Genomic DNA, 20791 nt, shown 5'->3' with positions numbered 1-20791 from the left:
AGCCGCCCTGAGAGGGATGTACGGATGAGAAAGATAGACAGATAGGGCCGCTGGCTAGAACTCATCCCAGTCGTCGCTGCTCGACACCGTCGACTGCGCAGCAGGCTTGGCCGCCGGTCGCTGCTCCACCAACGGGGCACTGGCCGCAGGCGGCTGGCTCCCTTCGGCTAGCCGGAACGTCGCCATGAGCGTCGCAAGCTGGCTGGCTTGCCCTTCCAGCGCGCTTGCCGCCGAGCTGGTTTGCTGCACCAGCGCAGCGTTTTGCTGGGTCACCGAGTCCATTTCCGTCAGTGCGGCGTTGATCTGTTCGATGCCACTGTTTTGCTCTCGGGTAGCCGTGGAGATCTCCCCCATCAGCGTGGTGACCTGACGAATGGCGTCGACGGTCTGGCTCAGCGTCTCGCCGCTCCGTTCGGCCTGCGTAGCGCCGCTGTTGATTTGGGTGGTGGTTTGTTCGATCAGCCCCCGAATCTCTTTGGCCGACTCCGCACTGCGGGTCGCCAGCGAGCGCACTTCGCTCGCCACCACCGCAAAGCCACGCCCCTGCTCGCCTGCCCGCGCCGCCTCTACCGAGGCGTTGAGCGCCAGAATGTTGGTTTGGAAGGCAATCGAGTCGATCACACCGATGATATCGTTGACCCGATCGGCGCTGGCGGCGATCTCGCGCATGAGCTGGACGGTACGCTCGACCTCTTCGCCGCTCGCCTCGGCAGATTGGGAGGCCGCGACCGAGAGCTGGTCGGCCTCCTGGGCTATTTCGGCATTTTTGCTCACCGTGGTGGCCATTTGCTCCATGCTGGAGGCCGTTTGTTGCAGCGCCGAGGCCTGCTGCTCGGTACGTGAAGAGAGGTCTTGACTGCCCGACGAGATATCGCTGGCGCCGCTGTAGACGTGTTCACTGCTGCTACGCAGCGACATCACCAGTGTCTTCAGCTTCTCTTGCATGGTCGCTAAACCGATGAAGAGCTGACCAATTTCGTTACGGCCACGGTCTTCGATACGCCCGGTCAAATCACCGTTGGCAATGCGGTCGAAATGCCCCAGCGCCTGCTGGAGCGGGGTCACCACACCACGCATCATCGCCATACGAATGACGACCGCCGCCAGCAGGGAAAACAGCAGCAGACCAACCGCTACCACACCGCCAATCGTCGCCAAGCGCTCCACCTGGCCCATGACTTGCTGGCCGCGTGCCTCGGTGTAGGCCACGAACTCGCCCATCGCGGTATCCAGGTTAGCCCCCAGCTCGCCCAACGCTTCCTGTTGACGCTGAATTTGAAACGGCGCGGCATCCAATAACGGCACGATGCCGTCGGTCACGAAGGCGTGATAGGCCGCGATCACGTTGTCACGCCGCTGGGCCAGCTCGCTTTCTGGTGTTACGGGAATCGCCGAGAACTCGTCAAAGCGGCTTTGCGCTGCCGTCACGGCGTCTGCCGCCATGGCCAGGCTCTCCTGCCCTTTATCCGGATTGCCCTGGGTACTGAAACTGGCCGAGCGGTCGAGGAAGGTTTGCGCCCTAAGCGCATTCACTTGGGTGCGGTTCGCCAAGTTGGCGAGTCGCACGTTGATGTTATTGATCTCGCTGAGTGCTCGATCGCTGGTGGTATTGGTGTAAAACCCCAGCGCGCTGATCAAGCCGATCATCACTACGAGCAGTGCCAAGGCAGCCGTCAGGCTCCACTTGATGGAGAGTTGTTTCATCGCTGCGTTCCCTTCTGCTTTATTAGTTGTTACCCCACCTGTCAGGAGGGTAAAGCAAGACGAGCAGAAATATGACGCCACTACGACCTTTGTATACCAATAAATTTTACATAACGACAAAACAAAAAAGCCCACCGCCTTGAGGGGGTGGGCTTGCCGACGCTCGATGGCTTAGACAGCGGTCTCTTTTAGAGTCGCCATATCAATCACGAAGCGATAGCGCACGTCACCTTTCTCCATGCGCTCGAAGCCTTCGTTGATCTTGTTGATATCGAGCATTTCGATATCGCAGGTGATGTTCTGCTCGGCGCACAGCTTGAGCAGCTCCTCGGTTTCTGCAATGCCGCCGATCAAAGAGCCTGCCACGACGCGACGCTTGAACACGAGGTTGAACGCTTCGATGGCTGGTTCGATGGGCTCTAGCAGGCCGACCAGAATGTGCGTACCGTCATACTTCAGCGACGCCAGGTAGGGGTTCAAGTCGTGCTGAACCGGCACGGTATCGAGCATGAAGTCGAAGGTTTCGGCCACGGCATCCATCTGTGCTTGGTCGCTGGAAACCACCACGTGGTCGGCACCGTTGCGCTTGGCTTCTTCGACTTTGGCATCGGAGCGCGTGAATACGGTCACTTCGGCACCCAGCGCCTTGGCCAGTTTGACGCCCATGTGGCCCAGACCGCCCATGCCGATCACGCCGACCTTGTGGCCTTTGCCCACGCCGTGATGCTTCAGCGGCGAGTAGGTGGTGATACCGGCACACAGGATGGGCGCAGCGGAGGCCAGATCGATACCGTCAGGCATCTGCAGAACGAAGTGCTCGCTGACCACGATGGAGTCGGAGTAGCCGCCCTGAGTCAGGGTACCGTCCTGGCGGTCCGGGCTGCCGTAGGTCATGGTGAACCCTTCCAGGCAGTACTGCTCTACGCCATCTTGACAGGCAGAGCAGGTGCGGCAGGAATCGACCATGCAACCCACGCCGACCAGGTCACCGGCTTTGAAACGGGTCACGTCGCTGCCCACGGCCGTGACGCGGCCCACGATTTCGTGGCCCGGCACGACCGGGTACTGGCTCATGCCCCAGTCGTTACGGGCAAAGTGCAGGTCGCTGTGGCATACGCCGCAGTAAAGGATTTCAATGGCAACATCGTCGGGACGCGGCTCACGACGATCAAAGGTAAACGGCGCGAGGGGCTTATCAGCGGAAAACGCGGCGTAAGATTTTGCTTGGCTCATGAAAACTCCTTTTTAATACATCCCGCAGGTGCGGAAAGGTGCTTCCATTATTGGCCGCCTAAGGGGAGATAGCGATGAACGAAGCTACGTTTTTTTTGCTTATTTCTCTAATCAGGTGCAATAAAATAACAAAATAAGTCAGAAAAACGTCATAATTCTCGCAACCCAACGATTGCAAAGCGTAAGGAGAGTCCATGGCCAGCACCGCCCATGTCGGCAATGCCCTTGCCGACCTCATCACTCCGCTCGTAAAGAGCGATGGACCCACCCCCTCCCGCCTGAACCGCGTCAGCCTGCTCTGCCTAGGCCGACACCAGGTACGCACGCCGCTGATGTATGAACCGAGTCTCATCATCATCGCCCAAGGGCGTAAAGTAGGCTATCTGGGCGATCGGGAGATTCACTACAACCCTGGGCACTACCTGGTTCAAACACTCCCTCTGCCATTCGAGTGCGAGACCCACGGCTCTCCGGAGGCACCGCTACTGGGCATTTCGGTCAAACTCGACCCGGCACTGCTCAGTGAAATGGTCACCGCCATGGGCGACCGTTACCAGCCGGACATCACGCCCCTGCCGATGGCCTCGGTGGCAATGAACGAGGGGATGCAGGCGGCCGTCTTACGCTTGGCGCGCACCCTGCACGATGCGGTGGAGTGCAGCACCATGGGCGATGCCCGCATACGCGACGTGGTATTCGAGGCGCTCAAGGGCGAACAAGGGCCTGCCTTACGCGCGCTGGTACAGGGGCACGGCAACTACTCACGTATCGTGCAAGTGCTCTCGCAGCTCCACAGCCACTTTGCTGACGATTTTTCAGTAGATCAGCTCGCGCAGCAGGCGAACATGAGCGTGTCGACGTTTCACCAGCACTTCAAGCAAATTACCCGCGCCTCGCCTGCCCAGTACCTCAAACGGCTGCGCTTGATCAAAGCGCAGCAGCTCCTCTTGCAGGATAGCCACAACGTGAATCAAGCGGCACTGGCGGTGGGTTACCGCAGCGTGCCGCAGTTCAGCCGCGACTATAAACGCTATTTTGGTGAGTCGCCCCTCCAGCATCGCCGCCAGGAGCAGGCGCTGCGCGCGTGAGGCGCACGGGCGTTCGACGCTTATTTAGCGAAAATTTGGCGCTTGTCTTTGAAGGCCTTGAACTCCAGCGCGTTACCGCAGGGGTCGAGCAGGAACATGGTGGCCTGCTCGCCCACTTCGCCTTTGAAGCGAATGTAAGGCTCGATAACGAAGTCAGTGCCACGCGCTTTCAACCGCTCGGCCAGCGCTTCCCACTCGTCCCATTCCAAAATCACCCCAAAGTGCGGCACCGGCACGTTATGACCATCTACCGGGTTGGTATGGGCGCTCTCCTGACCCGGCGTTTTGGGGTGCTCATGAATGACGAGCTGATGGCCGAAGAAGTTGAAGTCAACCCAATGATCGCTGGAGCGACCCTCTTCCAAACCAAACACATCGTTGTAGAAAGTGCGCGCCAAAGCGACGTCGTAGACGGGAATCGCCAAGTGAAACGGGGAAAGGCTCATGGGTGTCTCCTGATAGAGTGCTTTTGTTGGTAGATGGCTAGCGCGCTGCGCTAGGCCCGTGTCACTATCCTAAAAGGCGACATGTAAAAATAAAATCAATTGTTTTTGATCTATTCACAACTTTTATTGATGAATACATAGACCATGATCCGCGAACTCAGGACGCTCATCGCCGTTGCCCAGCACGGCACCTTTGCGGCAGCGGGCCAACGTATCGGCTTGACCCAAGCCGCCGTCAGCGCGCAGATGAAGCGCTTGGAGGCCGAGCTTGGCGTGGCGCTGTTCGAACGCAGCGGGCGGGCAGCGGTTCTCACCCAGCGCGGACACGAAACGCTACAACAAGCCCAGGCACTGCTGGCTCTTTACGGCACCTTAGGCGCCTCCTCCGCTGGGCAAGAGGCCGCTACCCGCGTTACCTTGGGGGCGATAGCCTCCATTCAGCGCTCGCTGTTACCAAGCGTATTGGCGCGCTTTCATCGCCAATTTCCCGAATGCCGCTCCCGCGTGGTGCCGGGACTGTCACTGGCGCTGATGAATCAGGTGGATGCGGGGGAACTGGATATGGCGGTGATCATTCGTCCACCTTTTTCGCTACACAGCGACCTACGCTGGCAGCCTCTTGCCCATGAGCCGTTTCGGTTACTGGTGCCCCGCCAAATGGCCGGTAACGATTGGCGTGAGTTACTCTCCAGCCAGCCGTTCGTGCGCTATGACCGCGCCTCGTTTGGCGGGCGCCAGGTCGACCGCTTTCTGAGAGACAATCACTGCCAAGTACATGATGTGTGTGAAGTCGACGAGCTCGACGCCATCGTACAGCTAGTGGCCAACGGCGTGGGCGTCGCGCTGGCACCGCAACCAAGCGCTCTCCAGCGCTGGCCCACTGGCGTGCGGGCCATCGACTTGAACGAGCACACCTTCCATCGCGATATCGGTATCGTTCACCGCGCCAGCGGTCAGCTCAGCGAACCGGCCCAGGCCCTGGCCGCCCTGCTGACGCAAGTAGCCACCAAGTAACCGCTGCTGCACACTAAAACGCCAGCCCGAAGGCTGGCGCAAATGAGCCCATCCTGCACGTGGCCTAGGCCTCGGTGGTGTTCTCGTCTTCCGTAGCGCTGTCTTCTGTAGCGCTCGGCTCTTCTTGCGATGCCTCGTCAGCGGCTTGGTTGGATTCGTCTGCGGCGTCGGCCTCGTTGGACAGATTCATGGGCTCGTCTAGCGCGAGCGTCCGTGCCGTGTAAGCGCGCACCTCGCTCAACAGCTCAGGGTTCTCTGCCAGCTTTTGGCCGTAGGAAGGAATGATCTCGGTCAGCGTGGCCTGCCACTCGTCGCTTGCCACGTGAGTCGGGAATACGCGATCCAGCAGGCCAAGCATGATCGACGGCGCAGTCGAAGCACCCGGCGAAGCGCCCAGCAGCGCAGACATGGTGCCGTCTTGCGACGTCACGACTTCCGTACCGAATTGCAGCACGCCGCCACGCTCGGGGTCGTTCTTGATGATCTGTACGCGCTGACCCGCCGTCCACAGTTCCCAGTCGTCGCGGTTAGCGTTGGGGTAGTAGGCTTGCAGCGCTTCGAAGCGGTCATCGTCAGACATCAGTACCTGGCCCACGAGGTAGCTCACCAGATTGAAGTTATCCAGACCGACTTCCACCATGGGCCAGGTGTTGTTCAGCGTCATGGAGCCAAACAAGTCCGTCCAAGAGCCCTCTTTCAAGAACTTGCTGGAGAACGTGGCGAAGGGGCCGAAGAACAGCGCCGGTTCACCATCCAAGTAGCGCAGGTCCAGGTGCGGAACGGACATGGGCGGCGACCCTTCCCCCGCTTTACCGTACGCTTTCACGTCGTGCTGCGACACCACGTCCGGGTTGGTGGTGTAGAGGAACTGGCCGCCAACGGGGAAGCCCGCGTAAGCCTCGGCCTCGGGAATCCCCGATGCCTGCAGCAGCGGAAGCGCAGCCCCGCCTGCGCCGATAAACACATAGCGCGCATCGACGGTGCTCTCTTCACCGCTTTCCAAGTTGGCAATGGTGACGTGCCAAGTGTCATCGTCGTTGCGGGTCAGGTCGCGCACTTCGCTGTTCAACCCCAGCGTGAAGTGCTCGCTGCGCGTCAGCGCTTCGACCATCTCACGGGCCTGAGCCCCGTAGTTCACCTCGGTTCCCATCTGCATGCGCGTGGCAGCCACCGGGCGGTCGTCGTTTTCACGACCTTCCATGACCAGCGGCATCCACTCGGCCAGCTCAGCGCGATCTTCCGAGTACTCCATGCCCGCGTACAGCGGATTCTGCGTCATGGCGTCGTAACGCTCGCGCAGGAAATTGACGTCCTCATCGCCCCACACCACGGCAATGTGCGGCACGCTATTGATAAATGAGGAGGGCTCACCAAGAATGCCGTTCTCGACCTGATGCGCCCAGAACTGACGAGAGATCTCGAACTGCTCGGTGACGTTGATCGCGCGCTGGATCTCGACACGGCCACTGGCATCCGGCGTGTAGTTCATTTCCATGAACGCAGAGTGGCCGCTACCGGCGTTGTTCCAAGCATTGGAACTCTCTTGAGCGACTTGATCCAGGCGCTCATAGAGATGAATGTCCCACTCAGGCTCTAACTCTTGCAAGTAAGTGCCCAGGGTCGCGCTCATGATACCGCCGCCAATCAGCACTACGTCGACCGGTTCATCGGCGGCGACGGGCATGGTGGCAAGGGCTAACAGTGGTGAACAAAGTAACAGACTTAAACGTTTTTGCATGTCATGTCCCTGACGATACAGAAATGACGTGCCGGAACAGCGGGTGCCCAGCGTCGAGGGGATAAAAATTGCGACGAAAGTCTAACAAATAACCCTGTTCACGGGAACATAAAAGAAATCTTAAATGAGAATGAAAGGAATTAACGCATGAAGCCAGAAGACCTGGAAACCTTGGTGACGCGAACGATGCCGTTTGGCAAATACGAAGGCTGGCTCATCGCCGATCTACCGGGCCCTTATTTGAACTGGTTTGCCCGGGAGGGGTTTCCCAACGGCGAGATTGGACAGCTCTTGCAACTGATGCATGAGATCGACCATAACGGCCTGAGCGATCTGCTCACACCGCTACGCAACCGTTAACGAGCGCGCAGCGCCTGCGCTCGCTCTTCCATGTAACGGTGGCGATGCTGGTCGGGGTCGTCCGGAAACCGGCCTAGCGCGACGGCTTTCTCGAAAAAGCCGGTGGCCGGTATGTCGTCACCCCGACGGCTGATGACCAGTGCGGCGATCATGGGTCGCCCGGCGGCAACGTCCTCGTCCATCAACTGCTCGAGCGCTTGGGCCGCCCGTGCAATGGTGCGCGGGGGCGTCAGCCCTAGCGCGTTGGCAACGTGCTGATAGGTCATCGGCAACGCGTTGGCGGGAGCTTGCATCAGAAGGGCACGGACTTGGCGGGCAAGAGCGTCGACATCGGCTGAGCGCATGGGGGAGTTACTCGTTCTAAGCGGCGGTAGAGAAAGATAGCCACGCTACCACATCGCTGGCTATGCTGTTGCCAATGCGTGACGATTGAGTGGCAATCACCAAGAGGGAGCTTATGGTTAGACAACGCCCACATCAGCCCGCTAGACGCCGCTGGCTCCATGTCATCGTTTGGTTGAGCGTGCTGGCGCTGCTGGCAGCGGCACTACTCATGGCAGGCGCTGGTCCCGCCTATCGCTGGCAGTGGATCTCCTTAGGGAAGGCCTTCAATCTACTGCGAAACGGCGTTTATGCGGCGACGGCCGCCGTCGCGCTGAGCGTACTCGTGCTGCTGGTCAGTGCCATCCTGCGGCGCGGGGGAACGGCTATCGCGGCCATTGGCGTTCTGCTTGCCACGGCCGCCCTACTCTACATGCCATGGCAACAGTGGCAGCGCGCCCAAGAAGCGCCGGTGATCCATGACATCACCACCGATACCCAGCAGCCGCCCCCATTCGTTGCCCTACGCGATGAGCGCGAGGCGGCCCCTAACGGGGTGGCGTATCCAGGCGATGCCACCGCCGAGCAGCAGCGGGCCGCTTACCCGAACGTACAACCCCTGGTGGTGAATGCTCCCGCCGCGACCGTGCTGGCCGCGGTTCAAGCCGAAGTAAATGCCGCCGGCTGGGACATTGCCGAGATCACCCCGACCCGTTTGGAAGCCACTGCCGTGACGCGCTGGTTTGGCTTTGAGGATGACGTGGTGATTCGACTGACCGAACAGGGCGAGCGTACTCAGGTGGACATGCGGTCGGCATCGCGGCTGGGTGCCAGCGACGTGGGCACCAATGCGCTGCGCATCGAGACCTTTTTGAACGCACTACGCAAGCGCGTTGGAGTAGCTTCGGGCCGACCTTAGTGAACGCGTTTTTGGTGGTCATGCCGCGTACGTTCGCGGGCCAAAATCTGCTGGGCGTCCAGCTCGCCAATGGGCACGGTCACGCTGGCGGGAATCTCCCCACTTAGCTGTAGCGCCTGGTAGCGCAGCGCACACACCCGCAAAAACGAGGTGAAGTTACCCAGGTCATGCCCGGCATCGATCGATTCATGGTACAGCCGGGTGATCATCTGCGCGGTGTTCATTCCGTCGCGCTGGGCAATCTCTTCCAGCAGTTGCCAGAAATAGTTCTCCATCCGCACGCTGGTCACCATGCCATCGATACGCAGTGAGTGCGTGGCGCTGCGCCACAGTGCCGGGTCCGCATCGATAAACAGTTTGCACATGGTCACTTCCTCCAAACCAACCGTCTCCGATTAGCATAGCGGCTGAGCGAGTGCGCGCCCAGCAGAGGCGCGCACCTTCACGACGAGGCCACTATTTGTCGAGTAGCGCCATGAACTGCGCCAGCCAAGCGGGGTGGGCGGGCCAAGCGGGGGCCGTGACGAGGTTGCCATCGGTCACCGCCTCGGTGACGTCTAACGCTGCGAACCGACCACCGGCCAGTTCGACCTCGGGCTGGCAAGCGGGGTACGCCGAGCACTGCTTGCCCTCCAGCACCTTGGCTGCCGCCAGCAGTTGAGCCCCGTGGCAGATCGCCGCGACCGGTTTCTGGGTATCGAAAAAGTGTTTCACCATGGCGAGCACGTCTTGATTGAGCCGCAGGTACTCCGGCGCTCGACCGCCGGGCACGACCAGGGCGTCGTAATCCGCCGGGTCGACGCTTGCGAAATCCGCATTGAGGGCAAACCGGTGGCCTGGCTTTTCTGTATACGTTTGGTCGCCTTCGAAGTCGTGAATGGCTGTGGCCACGGTATCTCCCGAAGCCTTACCCGGGCAGACTGCGTCGACGCGATGCCCGACCGCCATCAGCGCTTGGAAAGGCACCATGGTTTCGTAATCTTCGGTGAAGTCGCCGGTGATCATTAAAATGCGTTTGCTGCTCATCTCCGTTCTCCTTGTGATTGTCGTCGGTCGAGCACGCGGTGGGCGTGTCATGGCAGACTAGCAAGCCATCAGGCGGGATAGGTAGTACGCCGTTACTACACGCCCAATGGCACCCGCTTATCATAAAAAAAAGCCCGCTACGAACGAGCGGGCTTGAGCTGGATGGATATCGATTACAGCAGCGCGTCGATGGGCCGCTGCCCATCCAGCAGCGTTATCTCCTGGTTGATGAGACTCGGGGTCTGCACCACGCGAAGCAGTGCATAAGCCACGTTGGCCCGGGAGATCTGGTTGTCTCCCGCTTCCTCGACGCTGTTGGCGAATTTGTGCGTCGGCGCCTCATCGGTGAGACGGCCGGGCTTCAAAATCACATGGGAAACGTCGCTTTGCCGCAGGTGCGCATCGGCTGCGAATTTGGCGGCCATGTAGGGGCGCATTTTTTCGGGGGCTTCCAAGGGTTTTTCCGCCCGAATGGCGCTGACCATGATGTAACGCGACAGGCCCTGCTGGCTGGCGATATCCGCCGCACGGATCGCGCCAAACAGATCGATGAGTAGCGTTTTGTCCGGCCCGGTGTGCGGGCCAGAACCGGCGGTAAAGACGACTTGATCGCACCCTTCGAAGGCGTGTTCCATGTCGCCTTCCAAGTCGCCCACGACGGTTTGAATGCCCCGCTCTTGGAACCAGGCGGCCTGCTCTTCATGGCGAATCATGGCTTTGATGGGCGTGCCAGCCTCTTGGGCTAACGCGCAGAACTGTTTACCGATCTGACCATTGGCACCAATCACTAGGGTCGTCATTTTGCCTCCTTGTCTATCGTGTCTGCTTTATCAGTGTAGGCGGCACGCCTAAAGTTCAACCCTAGAGGCAAAAACCGCGGGCACCTTTCGGTGCCCGCGGTAAGAACGTTGGTCCCGCTCATCGGCTTACGTCAGGCGCGCGTGCTCCTCACGAGCAGGCAGCACAGCCTGTTGTCCGGCGCTGGGACTGACGTGAAAGCGGCTGACCAGCGTATGCATGTCGCCCGCGCGCTCATCCAGCGTTTGGCTAGCGCTGGAGGCATCTTGAACCAAGCGCGCGTTTTGATGCGTCACCTGATCCAACTGGGAGATGGCTTGGTTGATCTGATCGATACCCGCCGACTGCTCTTTCGTGGCATCGGCAATTTCGGTGACGTAGCGGGTTACCTCCGAGAGGCTGTCGATGATGTCCTGCAAGTGATGGCTCGACGCGTTGACCAACTGCTCGCCTTCGCTCACTTTTTGCACGCTGTCGTCCACTAGATGGCGAATCTGCGCTGCTTCTTCTGCGCTGCGCCCCGCCAGCTTGCGCACTTCCTGTGCCACCACGGCAAAACCGCGCCCCTGCTCACCGGCACGGGCCGCTTCTACCGAGGCGTTCAGCGCCAGCAGGTTGGTCTGGAAGGCGATGTCGTCGATGGCTTTGATGATGGACGTGATCTTCTCGCTCGCCTGACGAATATCGCTCATGGCGGCCGTGGTGCGTTTAGCCACGTCGCCTGCAGAGCGCGCCCGATCATCCACACTGCTGCTGGCGCCTTTGGCCTGATCGGCGTAGTCAGCGGTCTGCTTGACCGTGGCGGTAATCTGCTCGAGGCTGGAGGCCGTCTCCGCCAGCGATGCCGCCTGTTGGTCCGTGCGCTGCGACAGGTTTTCATTGCCGGAAGCGATTTGGCGGCTGCTGGCGGCAATCGCCTCGGCGCTTTCACGAATCTGCGACACCATGCCTTCGAAGGTGTCCATCATCCGGTTGAACGCCTGGGCAGCTTGGCCGACCTCATCGTTACGCTGAAGCGCTAACCGCATGGAGAGGTCGGCGTTTTCACCGGCGGCACCGCTAATGCTCTCCATTTGACGACGCATGGCCACCAGCGGGCCAAGCACACGTACCAGCGTGCGCCAGCCAAAGATGGCCAGCACCCCGATGACCCCTGCCGTCACCAAAATCAGTAGCGTACGCCCTGCATTGGCCAGTGTTTCGGCTTCTTCGCTGGCGCTGGCTGCCTGGGCAACGGTATAGGCTTCGATGTCACTAAGCGCTGCGCGCATTTCGGTCGTCGCGGCAGCCACGTTGGTCAGTGCGGCCTGTACTTGGGCCCCCAGCTCCAACTGCTGCTGGCGCAGCGCATAGACCGAATCGGCGTCTTCCACCATCACGCCGTTCAACTCGACGATGACCTCATCGAGTTCGCTGATCAGGGCGCGCTGCTCGACGGTGGTGCTGGGCGCCTCGGCGATCGCCGCCAGGGACTGGCGCGCCAGCGACACCTGTTGGGAAATCTCGTTGCTGCGCAGGTTGACCAGGGCATCGATGCTATCCACCTGCATCATTTGTCGCCCTAAATCGGACAGCGTGGCGACGGCCATGCGCGCATTGCCACTCAGGCGACCAATATCGACTCGGGCGGTAAACATGTTATCCAGCAGCTGGGTAGGCAGCGTCGTGGTGCCCTCCTCCCGCCAGGCTTCCATCAGTTCCCGCTGGCGGCGCTCTTCACGCACTTGAGCCAAGGCAGTACGTCCGGCAATGTCTTCGGCACTGCGCATGACGTTGGTGATGGCCGCTTGCATCTGAACGATCTGCTCGTCCATCTGCGCTTGCAGAGTCAGCGCATCACGGCGCACGTTTTCCAGCGCCTCGTCACCGGCCAGCAATGCGTCATACTCGTTGTCCAGCGCGGCAAGCTGTTCGGCGGCATCGGTTTGCTCGATACGCGCCAGCCCCGTACGCGCTTGGCGATAGCGCGCGTCCAACTCACTACGAGGCGTCACGTCATCTAGCGCTTGGTTGCTGTCGACCGCCAGCAGGTCGGCATGGCGCTGCCCAAAGGCTCCCATGGTCAACACCATGCTACGGCTGGCGTCTTGCAGCGGCAGCACCTCATCGGTCACAAAGTGCTGGACGTTGATCAGCCGCTGGTTGGTCATCCAACCCGTACCTGCCAGCACCATGCTACCCAGCACGGCGGCAGCAAAGAGGCTAATGAGCATCGCGCGGATACTTATGGTTTTTTTCATCAGGGGTATTCGCTGTGTCAGAGATAATGCATACGGAATATGGAACCACGATTACTGCACTAAGTTGTTCCAATCCACCGGCTCGAACTGGCCGTTTCGGATAATGGTGGGCCATACGGCATCGCTGGCTTGATGGTCGTTCGGCCCTAGCGTCAGCGGCTCGCCAACGCCGATATCGATGCTGCCCAGGCTCAACAGGCCATCCACGATGGCTTCACGATCTGGTTGATCACCTGCGGCTTTGACGCCTTCGGCAAACAGTTTGGCGGCCAAATAGCCTTCCAAGGAGATAAAGTCCGGGTTGGCATTGGGCGCGAATTCCGCCAGTGCCTGACGGTACTCTTTGACCGCAGGCAGGTCGGCGTCCAACGGGGGCACGACTTGCGTCACGATGACGCCTTCGGCCAGCGGGCCGAGCGTGTCCAGCAGCGCTTGGCTACCCACGAACGAGACGTTCAGGAACAGTGCATCGGGCAGGTCTTGTCGCGCTTCGCGAATGAAATCCGCAGCGGGGCCAAACGTGCCGACAATGATCACCGCCCGAGGAGTGACCGGCGCTTGCAGAATGCTGGCAAGGCCTTGGTGAATGTTACGCGTACCGCGAGTGAAGCGGCCATGCACGAGCTGAGACGTGTTCGAGAAGCCCTGCGCATTGAGCGCGCGAATCGCGCCGTTGTAGCCCGCATCGCCGAAGCTATCGTTCTGGGTAAAAAATGCGATTTCCTCAGGCTCGATACCGGCGGCCAACAGCCCCTCGATCATCGTCGCCGTCTCTTGCACGTAGCTGGCCCGATAGTTGATCACATAGCGGTCTGGCGGGGAGCGACGCAAAATACCGGCGCCGGTAAAGGCCCCAAATAGCAGCGTCTTTTCCTGGTTGTAGATGGGTATAGTGACGGCGGCGGTGGGTGTTCCTACGTTGCCGATGGCCGCCAACAGGTTGTCATTTCCCACCAGGTCGCGGGTGTGTTTGGCCGCCAGCAGCGGCGAGTATTGGTCATCGAAGGTCGTTAGGCTGAGCGTTTCTCCATCGATGCCGCCTTCGCTGTTGAGTTGGGCGAAATAGGCCTGCACCCCTTGCTGCATGCCGATGCCCAACGGCGCCGCGCTGCCGCTCGCTGGGGCCACCATGCCAACCTCAAGCGCTGCGTGCGCCAGTGGTGCGGTCAATAGTCCCGCCGTCATGAGCCATGTCGTGATTCGTCGCATCGATTCTCCCCCACATCGTGATGCTTTTTCTCTTATCGGCGGAAGAATATACGACTTAAGCCTAGCTAGCTTTAAACAGAATGTAATAAAACGTGTCTTGGACTAAGAGGGGCGTTCGATGGCGAAACGGTCGGTGATACGCACGTAGTCGCTCCCAGCCAAACGGCCGATGGGCTGGAGCGCCTCCATATCCACATGCCGTCCATCCCAGAGCGCATCGTCGATATGTATCGCGACGACTTGCGCCAGCACCAGGCTGCCCGCCAGCGGCCGGTCACCAAAGCGAACCACGTCCACCAGCTTGCAGCCAAACGCCACTGGGGCTGCTGCGATGCGAGGCACGCGAACGCCCGGCATGGCGGCCTTCTCGAGCCCTGCCAGGGTGAACTCGTCCTCCCCCCTGGGCAGGCTCGCGCTGGTGGTGTTGAGCGCGTCGACCAGCCCTTCCGTGCCTACATGCACCACGCACTCATCGACCTCTGCCAAGTTGCGCAGCGTATCTTTGGGTTGCGCGCTACCATCCAGCAAAGGCGAAAACGCCAGGATGGGTGGATCGATGCTGGCGACGTTGAAAAACGAGAACGGCGCCAAATTGGCGTTACCGTGCTTGTCTTGGGTGGCCACCCACGCAATGGGCCTTGGGCACACGCTGCCCGACAGCAAGCGGTAGAGCGTGCCTGCACTGAGAGGGGACTTTTCGAGTAGGGTATCCATGGGCGCTCCTGATCACTGGGTGATAACGATGCCCTTAATAGGCCGCCGACGCCCGCCCCCTGTCAAGTGTGTTAGCCTTGTACGCACATTGAAAGACGAAGGATCTGAATGCTCACTATTTCCAACAGCGTTAGCTTGGCCGATTGGGAAATCGACTTGAGCCAAATTCGCGCGCAGGGGGCTGGCGGTCAAAACGTCAACAAAGTCGCCTCTGCCGTGCACCTGCGTTTCGACATTCAGCGCTCGACGCTACCGCCGGTTTACAAAGAGCGGCTGATGGCCCTCTCGGATCAGCGCATTAGCAAAGAGGGCGTGGTGATCATCAAAGCCCAGAGTTACCGCACGCTGGAGCTGAACAAAGAGGATGCCTTGAAGCGTCTTCAGGCGCTGATCAAGAGCGTGGCCAAACAGCCTAAAACGCGCCGCCCTACAAAACCCACGAAGGGCTCACAGCGTCGCCGGGTAGACCATAAAACCCGCAAAGGAAAAATCAAGTCGCTGCGTGGTAAAGTGCCGGTAAGCTAGCGCTGCACGCGCCGCTTTTCTCTCTACCTGACACAGTGACCTTGATGCCAACGACACCCCGTCCGCTTTCGCCCTGTATCCACGTTTGCCAAATCGTGCCAAGCACCCAGATGTGCAAAGGGTGCGGACGTACGCTGGATGAAATTGCCTGCTGGGGAAGCATGACCGAGGCCGAGAAGGCCCCGGTGTGGGAACGTATCGAACAAGCGGGCTATGTCGAGCGGCAGTCCGATGATGCCGCCCCAGAGTGAACGCTTGGGATCGCTCAACGCTCTTCGTCGTGGCGGTCGCTCAAGATATGGTGAAGTTCACCACAGGCCACCATCGGGTCATCGCAGTTGATGACGATGTTAGACTCCGCCAGCACGTAGCTGCGTCCGGTAATGGTGTTTTCTACTACTTGGTAAGCGCCTTCTTGATGCGTACCGGTAAAGGTACCGATGAAACCGGTCTCCCGCAGCGATATCGTTTCTAACTTGTCGCCCAGCTTTAACCGCCCTTCGTAATTCATCAATGCCAGCCGTGCCGACGTACCGGTGCCCGTCGTGCTGCGACAAATCACGCCCGGGTGAACATACGTCGTGGAGCGAGAGCGGATATAGCCTTCCGCCACCGGCTCTTCTGGCCCCATGAAGTGCAAAAACGGCAGCGGCCCCACATCCCCGAGAGTGTAGTGGGAGAAGCCGCGCTGCGCCTGAATCGCCTCGACGATTTTGTGAGCGCACGCCGCCAGCGCCTGCTCTTCATCACGCACCAGTTTGAAGCCCAGCGCCTCGGCATCGACCAGAGCGTAAAAGCCGCCGCTGTAAGCGACCGAGTAAGTCACTTCACCGATCCCCGGGACTTGGATGGTATCGCGGTAGGTGTCGATATAGCTGGGCAAGCCTTCGCAAGTCACGGATTCCACCACGCCGTTATGCACCCGCGCTTCGATTTGCACCAAGCCCGCCGGGGCTTCCAGCTTGAAGCGCTGAATCCCCTCCTGCTTGGGCACGATACCGGTCTCGAGCACGGCCGTCGCCGTACACAGCGTGTTCGAGCCCGAGTAAATTGGGTAACCCATCACTTCCATGATGATGTACCCGGCAACTGCTTCTGGGTCGGTGGCGGGCACCAATAGATCCACCGACATTTCGGGAATGCCGTAAGGTTCTTCCAGTAGCAAACGGCGCAACCCATCGGCGTCGTCACGCAGGTACTCCATCTGCTGGCGAACCGTGGCACCGGGCAGCGTATCGATACCGCCAGTGACGATGCGGCTCACATCGCCCCCGGCATGTGTGTCCAACAATTGAATCGTATGAAGGTTTTTCACTCACCCGGCTCCTAGGCAGTGGTAATGGCAAACGGTGCACCGTGGGTGTCCCACTGAGCATCGGGGACAATAACGATTTTCCCCAGGTAGTTGCTGCCCCGGTTCACGAAATAGCGCTCGGCCTGATGTAATGCCGAGAGTTTGAACGCGCCGTGCAGCACCGGCTTCAACTCACCGCTACGAATCCAGGCGATTAGCTGCTCTGCCTCCTCGCGAGTGCCGTGGGAGACCCCGAATATCTGCACCTGATACAGGTAAATGCGGGTCCACATGATTTCGCTAAGATTGCCACCGCTGGCACCGGCAATGGAAAGCCGAGGATACGTGGTGCGGCGCTGCATGTCGCCAATCATGGTATCGATGAACAGGTCGGTCATCTCACCGCCAACGAGATCCATCACGGCATCGATGGCTTGCCCCTTGGTTTCCGCCAACACACGCTCGACAAACGTCGGTAAGTCACCGCGATCGATCACCGCTTCTGCGCCCAGCGCGCGCAGCGCGTCGGCTTTATCAAGCTGACTGACGGCGTAGGGAATCGCGCCGACGATGCGGCAGAGTTGAATCAATGCCGTGCCGACCCCTCCGCTGGCACCGCTGACCAGTACGCGCTCGCCCGCTTGAACGTTGGCGGCGGTCATCATGTGATAGGCCGTTTGATAGGAGCACATGCCCATGGCCGCCAGCTCCGCATCGTGCAATTCGGGGTTGGCCACGTGGTGAAACTGATCGGCAGGCACCGCCACGTACTCGGCGTAGCCGCCATCGGCACCGTGGCCGTAGTAGTCCGGCGTCAGGTTGATGTCGCGACGCTCATCGGCGTATAGGTTGAAATCCAGCAGACCGCGCTCGCCGATGCGCTGGGCGTCAACGCCCTCCCCCACGGCGACGATCCGCCCAGCCACGTCGGCCCCCTGTATGCGGGGGAACGTCAGCGTTGGGGAGCCGCCCATGGCAAACGAGGTGACGTCCTCTTTCCCTTTGGTGGGGTATAGCCCTTCGCGTGCTTTGCGGTCGGTGTTGTTTTTCGCCGTGGCCGTGACCTGCACCAACACCTGGCCGGGGCCGGGTTGTGGCGTGGGCACGTCTTGGCGGTACTGCAGCGCGTCCACATCACCGTGGCCGGTTAAGAGCATCGCTGACATCGTGGCCGGTATCGCCGCGCTGTTATCGGTGTGGGCCATGGGTAGGCTCCTTATTCAGTGCATATGCCGCGACAATAACAAACGCCGGGCGAGGTTCAAGGGACTAGCCGAAGACCGGCACACCGATGATCACCGGGTGTAGATAGAAGGCAAACAGGGCATACGCCACTACGCCGATCGCCACCGTGGCCAGCGTCGCCGCCAGCGAAGTTGATTGCGGTGCAGCGGGCTGTTGACGGCTACGCTGTTTCGCGGCTTTAAACGCCAAGATTGCCCAGACGAGAAACGCTGCAAAGAAGAGCACATCGCCCAGTCGGCCATTCACAAGCAGGTGCGAAAACGCCCAAATCTTGACGGCCAGCATCATCGGATGGCCCAGTTTGGCTTTGATCGCATTGCCCGGCACATACGCCGCCACCAGCATGATAAAGGCGGGCAGCATCAGTAGCGCTACTGCATGGCGTAAGCCCATCGGCGGAAACCATAGGTAGATAGGGTCGAGGCGCGTTTGACCGTAGCCATATATGGCGATGGCAAGGCCAATGAGGGCCACCACGGAGTAAGCCAGCTTCCACGTGCTCTGGCCACGGTTAGCGATCTGCTGCTGTCGCCAGGATTCCGCAAAGATACGTACCGAGTGCCCGCCTAAAAAGATCAGCAGGCCTAAGATCATGAGGGTCATGGTGGTCACTCTCCGGTGAGTTGCAAGTCGTTGGTCGAGTGGGAGCATGCCACACTCCTTGGCAAACCACATGGCGCGGCGTCAACTTTTCGCCAATAGTGATGGAGAGCAAAACCCGTCAAGCTAGACGACTGACTGTGCCTCTGCCCTCGCCAAGGATCGGTATGCTTCACTTCCCCTCGACGTACCATCGCCGTCTCACCTGGACCTATTTTGGGCTGTTCATTGCCATTGGCATGACCGGCGGCCTGCTTGGCCCGGCCCTGCCACACCTGGCCGAGGTCAGCGGTGCCTCCATGAGCCAGATCGCCGTGCTGTTTACCGCACGCGCCGTGGGCAACATGAGCGGCGCGATGGTCACCGGGCTGCTCATGGACCGCTTCAACGGCCACCGCGTGCTGGTGATGATGGGCATGCTGGCGGTGGCTGGGCTAGCCGTGGCTCCGCTTAGCCCGCTTTTGCTGCTGTTGACGCTTCTATTCATGCTGCTGGGGTTTGCGGAGGTATCGCTCAACGCGGGAGGCAACACGCTGCTGCTATGGCTGCATCGAGATGCGGCAGGCCCCAACGTGAGCGCCCTGCACTTCTGCTTTAGTTTCGGCAACATGCTGACGCCGTTGATCATGATTGCCGCGCTATCGCTCACCGGGCAGTTCCACCTCACGTTTTGGATCGTTGCGGCTAGCGTGGCGGTCATGTTGTGGCCGCTGTCCCGCTTCGTCAGCCCGTCCATGCCCGCCGTCGACCCTCATCCCGACACCGCGGCCGCCCTCAAGCACCGCGACCCGCTGCTGCTGGGGCTATTCATGCTGCTGTTTTCCGTTTATGTGGGCATCGAGATTACGTTCGCCGGTTGGGTTACCGCGTATGGCACGCTCTCCGGGTTGAGCACCGAGCAGGCGGCGCTGCTGGCAACGCTGTTTTGGCTGGCACTATCGGCAGGGCGTCTTCTGGCGATTCCGCTGCTGCGCGTTTGCTCACCTTGGCAGGTGCTTGCCGGCTGCTTGGCGCTGGGGTTGAGCGCGGCGGCAGGGCTGCACGCCAACGCGCTGCCGCTTAGCGTCGGCGCGCTGCTGTTTGGCCTATCCGCCTCGGCTTTCTTCCCCACGCTGTTTGCGCTGTGCAACCAGTCGATCGTCATGCGAGGACGCACCACCGGCGCCATCTTCACCGCTGCGGGCAGCGGTGCGCTGGTCATCCCGTCACTGACCGGCCCACTGTTGGATATGGCGGGGGCCCAGGCGTTTCCCATTCTACTGGCCACGCTCTGGCTACTGATTGCACTGGGGCTGATGCTGCTGGCGTACCGTCTGCGGCAGTTGACGGCTCGGCAAGGGCTTTAAAACCAGTCTTTCCGTTTGAACAGCCAAATGAGAATCCCACCAATTCCGAGCATGGCGCCCCAAACGAAAAAGTAGCCGTACTGATAGCTCAGCTCAGGCATGTACTCGAAATTCATGCCGTAAATACCGGCGATAAACGTCAACGGAACGAAAATAGCGGTAATCACCGTCAATACGCGCATGGTGATGTTCAGCTGGTGAGACGAAATGGAGATATAGCCATCGACCAAATCACCACAAATGTCGTAGTACATCTGCGTCAGCGTATAGAGTCGCTCGAAACGCTCTTCGACATCGGTAATGGCATGCAGCGTTTCGCTTTCGCCTCGGGGTAAATGCGCGTAATCATACGCCGTCAGCTCTTGTGTGATGCCTTTGTGGTAGCTGAAGATGCGGCGCATTTTGACCAGACGAGAACGGTAAGTGGTGATTTTACGCATCAACACATCGTTGCCGTTCTCCAGCAGCTCATCTTCGAGATCGCTCAACTCCGTCTCGAACTCCAGCAAGCTGTCGATGTAAAAGCCCGCAGAGGTATACATCACTCTTAACGCGACCTGCTCGGGCGATTGGGCCAGCAGGGCTTTGCCGTGCTCATTGAATAAACGCTCGATACTGAGCGCCTCGCCGGGGTGCAGCGTGACCAGAAAACGCTCGCCAACAAAGAAACAGACCTGCTGGGGCACGAAATTGAGCTGGGCATCGAACGACGAAATACCGCGATAGATGATCAGCGTGTGATTGTCGAACTCTTCGATCTTTGGGGGGTGGCGCTCTTTATGAGCATCTTGGATCGCCATGGGGTGGCAATCGAAACGCTCTAGCACGTCACGCTCCTGCGCTTCGCTCTCGCCTTTCATATCGACCCACAGATGTGCCGTGGGCATGCGTTTCCACTCGTCCATCAGGCTCAAATCGCCCTCACGCACATCGCCTTCTGGGGTGGTTAATAAACAACGAATCATACGCGT

The 20791-nt window shown here is 59.9% G+C and carries 22 protein-coding genes; 7 read left to right on the top strand and 15 right to left on the bottom strand.

Translation table 11 applies throughout. The annotated features are described in order from the left end of the window. Positions 1-54: 54 nt before the first annotated feature. A complete protein-coding gene (locus NH398_RS09035) occupies positions 55-1704 on the bottom strand; it encodes a methyl-accepting chemotaxis protein (protein WP_253017991.1) in 1650 nt (549 codons plus the stop codon). Between the two features lie 171 nt (positions 1705-1875). Beyond that, positions 1876-2937: an NAD(P)-dependent alcohol dehydrogenase gene (locus NH398_RS09030; RefSeq protein ID WP_253017989.1), complete on the bottom strand. Its 1062-nt coding sequence runs from the start codon at positions 2935-2937 to the stop codon at positions 1876-1878. Positions 2938-3131: 194 nt separating this feature from the next. On the opposite strand from NH398_RS09030, the gene NH398_RS09025 reads away from it, so the two are divergent. After that, entirely contained in the window at positions 3132-4025 is an 894-nt protein-coding gene (locus tag NH398_RS09025; RefSeq protein ID WP_253017987.1) for an AraC family transcriptional regulator, read from the top strand. Between the two features lie 20 nt (positions 4026-4045). On the opposite strand, the gene NH398_RS09020 is transcribed toward NH398_RS09025, so the two are convergent. Further along, a complete protein-coding gene (locus NH398_RS09020; RefSeq protein ID WP_159342835.1) occupies positions 4046-4471 on the bottom strand; it encodes a VOC family protein in 426 nt (141 codons plus the stop codon). Positions 4472-4615: 144 nt separating this feature from the next. On the opposite strand from NH398_RS09020, the gene NH398_RS09015 reads away from it, so the two are divergent. Continuing rightward, on the top strand, positions 4616-5485 hold the full coding sequence (locus NH398_RS09015) for a LysR substrate-binding domain-containing protein (protein WP_253017985.1): 870 nt from the start codon (positions 4616-4618) through the stop codon (positions 5483-5485). Positions 5486-5549: 64 nt separating this feature from the next. Here the strand turns inward: NH398_RS09015 and mqo are convergent, their stop codons facing one another. Continuing rightward, the gene (mqo, locus tag NH398_RS09010) at positions 5550-7223 is read right to left on the bottom strand and encodes a malate dehydrogenase (quinone) (protein ID WP_253017983.1); all 1674 of its coding nucleotides are present in this window, start codon (positions 7221-7223) and stop codon (positions 5550-5552) included. A 147-nt stretch (positions 7224-7370) separates the two neighbouring features. On the opposite strand from mqo, the gene NH398_RS09005 reads away from it, so the two are divergent. Further along, positions 7371-7583, top strand: a complete 213-nt coding sequence (locus NH398_RS09005) for a DUF3820 family protein (RefSeq protein WP_159342838.1) — start codon at positions 7371-7373, stop codon at positions 7581-7583. Here NH398_RS09005 and NH398_RS09000 read toward each other — a convergent pair. Further along, the gene (locus tag NH398_RS09000; protein WP_253017981.1) at positions 7580-7927 is read right to left on the bottom strand and encodes a hypothetical protein; all 348 of its coding nucleotides are present in this window, start codon (positions 7925-7927) and stop codon (positions 7580-7582) included. The two genes, NH398_RS09005 and NH398_RS09000, sit on opposite strands and share 4 nt — an antisense overlap. Positions 7928-8040: 113 nt before the next feature. Between NH398_RS09000 and NH398_RS08995 the strand changes: the two genes are divergently transcribed. Then, entirely contained in the window at positions 8041-8823 is a 783-nt protein-coding gene (locus NH398_RS08995) for a DUF1499 domain-containing protein (protein ID WP_253017979.1), read from the top strand. Here NH398_RS08995 and NH398_RS08990 read toward each other — a convergent pair. The 6 genes from NH398_RS08990 to NH398_RS08965 all read right to left on the bottom strand — a co-directional run bounded on the left by NH398_RS08990 (position 8820) and on the right by NH398_RS08965 (position 14810). Further along, entirely contained in the window at positions 8820-9188 is a 369-nt protein-coding gene (locus tag NH398_RS08990) for a ribbon-helix-helix domain-containing protein (RefSeq protein ID WP_159342841.1), read from the bottom strand. The genes NH398_RS08995 and NH398_RS08990 overlap by 4 nt on opposite strands. Positions 9189-9279: 91 nt before the next feature. Then, positions 9280-9849, bottom strand: coding sequence for a DJ-1/PfpI family protein (locus tag NH398_RS08985; RefSeq protein ID WP_159342842.1), 570 nt, complete (start codon positions 9847-9849; stop codon positions 9280-9282). A 173-nt stretch (positions 9850-10022) separates the two neighbouring features. Then, positions 10023-10649 carry an SDR family oxidoreductase gene (locus NH398_RS08980; protein ID WP_253017977.1) on the bottom strand — a complete coding sequence of 209 codons (627 nt, stop codon included), beginning with the start codon at positions 10647-10649 and terminating at the stop codon, positions 10023-10025. Between the two features lie 126 nt (positions 10650-10775). Then, a complete protein-coding gene (locus tag NH398_RS08975; RefSeq protein ID WP_253017975.1) occupies positions 10776-12887 on the bottom strand; it encodes a methyl-accepting chemotaxis protein in 2112 nt (703 codons plus the stop codon). A gap of 51 nt (positions 12888-12938) precedes the next feature. Beyond that, complete coding sequence (locus NH398_RS08970) at positions 12939-14096, bottom strand: ABC transporter substrate-binding protein (RefSeq protein WP_253017974.1); 1158 nt, start codon at positions 14094-14096, stop codon at positions 12939-12941. 102 nt (positions 14097-14198) lie between these two features. Next, positions 14199-14810, bottom strand: a complete 612-nt coding sequence (locus tag NH398_RS08965) for a flavin reductase family protein (RefSeq protein ID WP_253017972.1) — start codon at positions 14808-14810, stop codon at positions 14199-14201. Positions 14811-14918: 108 nt separating this feature from the next. Between NH398_RS08965 and arfB the strand changes: the two genes are divergently transcribed. Then, on the top strand, positions 14919-15335 hold the full coding sequence (gene arfB / locus NH398_RS08960) for an alternative ribosome rescue aminoacyl-tRNA hydrolase ArfB (RefSeq protein WP_159342847.1): 417 nt from the start codon (positions 14919-14921) through the stop codon (positions 15333-15335). Positions 15336-15379: 44 nt separating this feature from the next. Further along, positions 15380-15586 carry a DUF1289 domain-containing protein gene (locus NH398_RS08955; RefSeq protein WP_253017970.1) on the top strand — a complete coding sequence of 69 codons (207 nt, stop codon included), beginning with the start codon at positions 15380-15382 and terminating at the stop codon, positions 15584-15586. 14 nt (positions 15587-15600) lie between these two features. On the opposite strand, the gene NH398_RS08950 is transcribed toward NH398_RS08955, so the two are convergent. From NH398_RS08950 to NH398_RS08940, 3 genes are all read right to left on the bottom strand, one after another. Further along, positions 15601-16650 (bottom strand): proline racemase family protein, encoded by a 1050-nt coding sequence (locus NH398_RS08950; protein WP_253017968.1) that lies wholly within the window; start codon positions 16648-16650, stop codon positions 15601-15603. A gap of 11 nt (positions 16651-16661) precedes the next feature. After that, positions 16662-17834 carry a zinc-binding dehydrogenase gene (locus NH398_RS08945; protein ID WP_253017966.1) on the bottom strand — a complete coding sequence of 391 codons (1173 nt, stop codon included), beginning with the start codon at positions 17832-17834 and terminating at the stop codon, positions 16662-16664. Between the two features lie 64 nt (positions 17835-17898). After that, positions 17899-18477: an NnrU family protein gene (locus tag NH398_RS08940; protein WP_253017964.1), complete on the bottom strand. Its 579-nt coding sequence runs from the start codon at positions 18475-18477 to the stop codon at positions 17899-17901. A gap of 164 nt (positions 18478-18641) precedes the next feature. On the opposite strand from NH398_RS08940, the gene NH398_RS08935 reads away from it, so the two are divergent. Continuing rightward, the gene (locus NH398_RS08935) at positions 18642-19820 is read left to right on the top strand and encodes an MFS transporter (protein WP_253017962.1); all 1179 of its coding nucleotides are present in this window, start codon (positions 18642-18644) and stop codon (positions 19818-19820) included. On the opposite strand, the gene NH398_RS08930 is transcribed toward NH398_RS08935, so the two are convergent. Next, complete coding sequence (locus tag NH398_RS08930) at positions 19817-20785, bottom strand: magnesium transporter CorA family protein (RefSeq protein WP_253017960.1); 969 nt, start codon at positions 20783-20785, stop codon at positions 19817-19819. The genes NH398_RS08935 and NH398_RS08930 overlap by 4 nt on opposite strands. Positions 20786-20791: the final 6 nt, after the last annotated feature.

It is taken from the genome of Halomonas sp. CnH100-B (genome assembly GCF_024124605.1).
Lineage (GTDB): Bacteria > Pseudomonadota > Gammaproteobacteria > Pseudomonadales > Halomonadaceae > Vreelandella.
Note: the sequence above shows the minus strand (reverse complement) of the source record. Positions and strands in the feature narration are given on the sequence as shown.

Excerpts from the sequence above, each read along its gene's own strand:
- NH398_RS08955 (WP_253017970.1), top strand. The coding sequence starts at position 15,380 with ATGCCAACGACACCCCGTCCGCTTTCGCCCTGTATCCACGTTTGCCAA.
- arfB (WP_159342847.1), top strand. The coding sequence starts at position 14,919 with ATGCTCACTATTTCCAACAGCGTTAGCTTGGCCGATTGGGAAATCGAC.
- NH398_RS08930 (WP_253017960.1), bottom strand. The coding sequence starts at position 20,785 with ATGATTCGTTGTTTATTAACCACCCCAGAAGGCGATGTGCGTGAGGGC.
- NH398_RS09025 (WP_253017987.1), top strand. The coding sequence starts at position 3,132 with ATGGCCAGCACCGCCCATGTCGGCAATGCCCTTGCCGACCTCATCACT.
- NH398_RS08970 (WP_253017974.1), bottom strand. The coding sequence starts at position 14,096 with ATGCGACGAATCACGACATGGCTCATGACGGCGGGACTATTGACCGCA.
- NH398_RS09005 (WP_159342838.1), top strand. The coding sequence starts at position 7,371 with ATGAAGCCAGAAGACCTGGAAACCTTGGTGACGCGAACGATGCCGTTT.
- NH398_RS08990 (WP_159342841.1), bottom strand. The coding sequence starts at position 9,188 with ATGTGCAAACTGTTTATCGATGCGGACCCGGCACTGTGGCGCAGCGCC.
- NH398_RS09035 (WP_253017991.1), bottom strand. The coding sequence starts at position 1,704 with ATGAAACAACTCTCCATCAAGTGGAGCCTGACGGCTGCCTTGGCACTG.
- NH398_RS08985 (WP_159342842.1), bottom strand. The coding sequence starts at position 9,849 with ATGAGCAGCAAACGCATTTTAATGATCACCGGCGACTTCACCGAAGAT.
- NH398_RS08975 (WP_253017975.1), bottom strand. The coding sequence starts at position 12,887 with ATGAAAAAAACCATAAGTATCCGCGCGATGCTCATTAGCCTCTTTGCT.
- NH398_RS09015 (WP_253017985.1), top strand. The coding sequence starts at position 4,616 with ATGATCCGCGAACTCAGGACGCTCATCGCCGTTGCCCAGCACGGCACC.
- NH398_RS09000 (WP_253017981.1), bottom strand. The coding sequence starts at position 7,927 with ATGCGCTCAGCCGATGTCGACGCTCTTGCCCGCCAAGTCCGTGCCCTT.
- NH398_RS08945 (WP_253017966.1), bottom strand. The coding sequence starts at position 17,834 with ATGGCCCACACCGATAACAGCGCGGCGATACCGGCCACGATGTCAGCG.
- NH398_RS09020 (WP_159342835.1), bottom strand. The coding sequence starts at position 4,471 with ATGAGCCTTTCCCCGTTTCACTTGGCGATTCCCGTCTACGACGTCGCT.
- mqo (WP_253017983.1), bottom strand. The coding sequence starts at position 7,223 with ATGCAAAAACGTTTAAGTCTGTTACTTTGTTCACCACTGTTAGCCCTT.
- NH398_RS08995 (WP_253017979.1), top strand. The coding sequence starts at position 8,041 with ATGGTTAGACAACGCCCACATCAGCCCGCTAGACGCCGCTGGCTCCAT.
- NH398_RS08965 (WP_253017972.1), bottom strand. The coding sequence starts at position 14,810 with ATGGATACCCTACTCGAAAAGTCCCCTCTCAGTGCAGGCACGCTCTAC.
- NH398_RS08935 (WP_253017962.1), top strand. The coding sequence starts at position 18,642 with ATGCTTCACTTCCCCTCGACGTACCATCGCCGTCTCACCTGGACCTAT.
- NH398_RS09030 (WP_253017989.1), bottom strand. The coding sequence starts at position 2,937 with ATGAGCCAAGCAAAATCTTACGCCGCGTTTTCCGCTGATAAGCCCCTC.
- NH398_RS08980 (WP_253017977.1), bottom strand. The coding sequence starts at position 10,649 with ATGACGACCCTAGTGATTGGTGCCAATGGTCAGATCGGTAAACAGTTC.
- NH398_RS08940 (WP_253017964.1), bottom strand. The coding sequence starts at position 18,477 with ATGACCCTCATGATCTTAGGCCTGCTGATCTTTTTAGGCGGGCACTCG.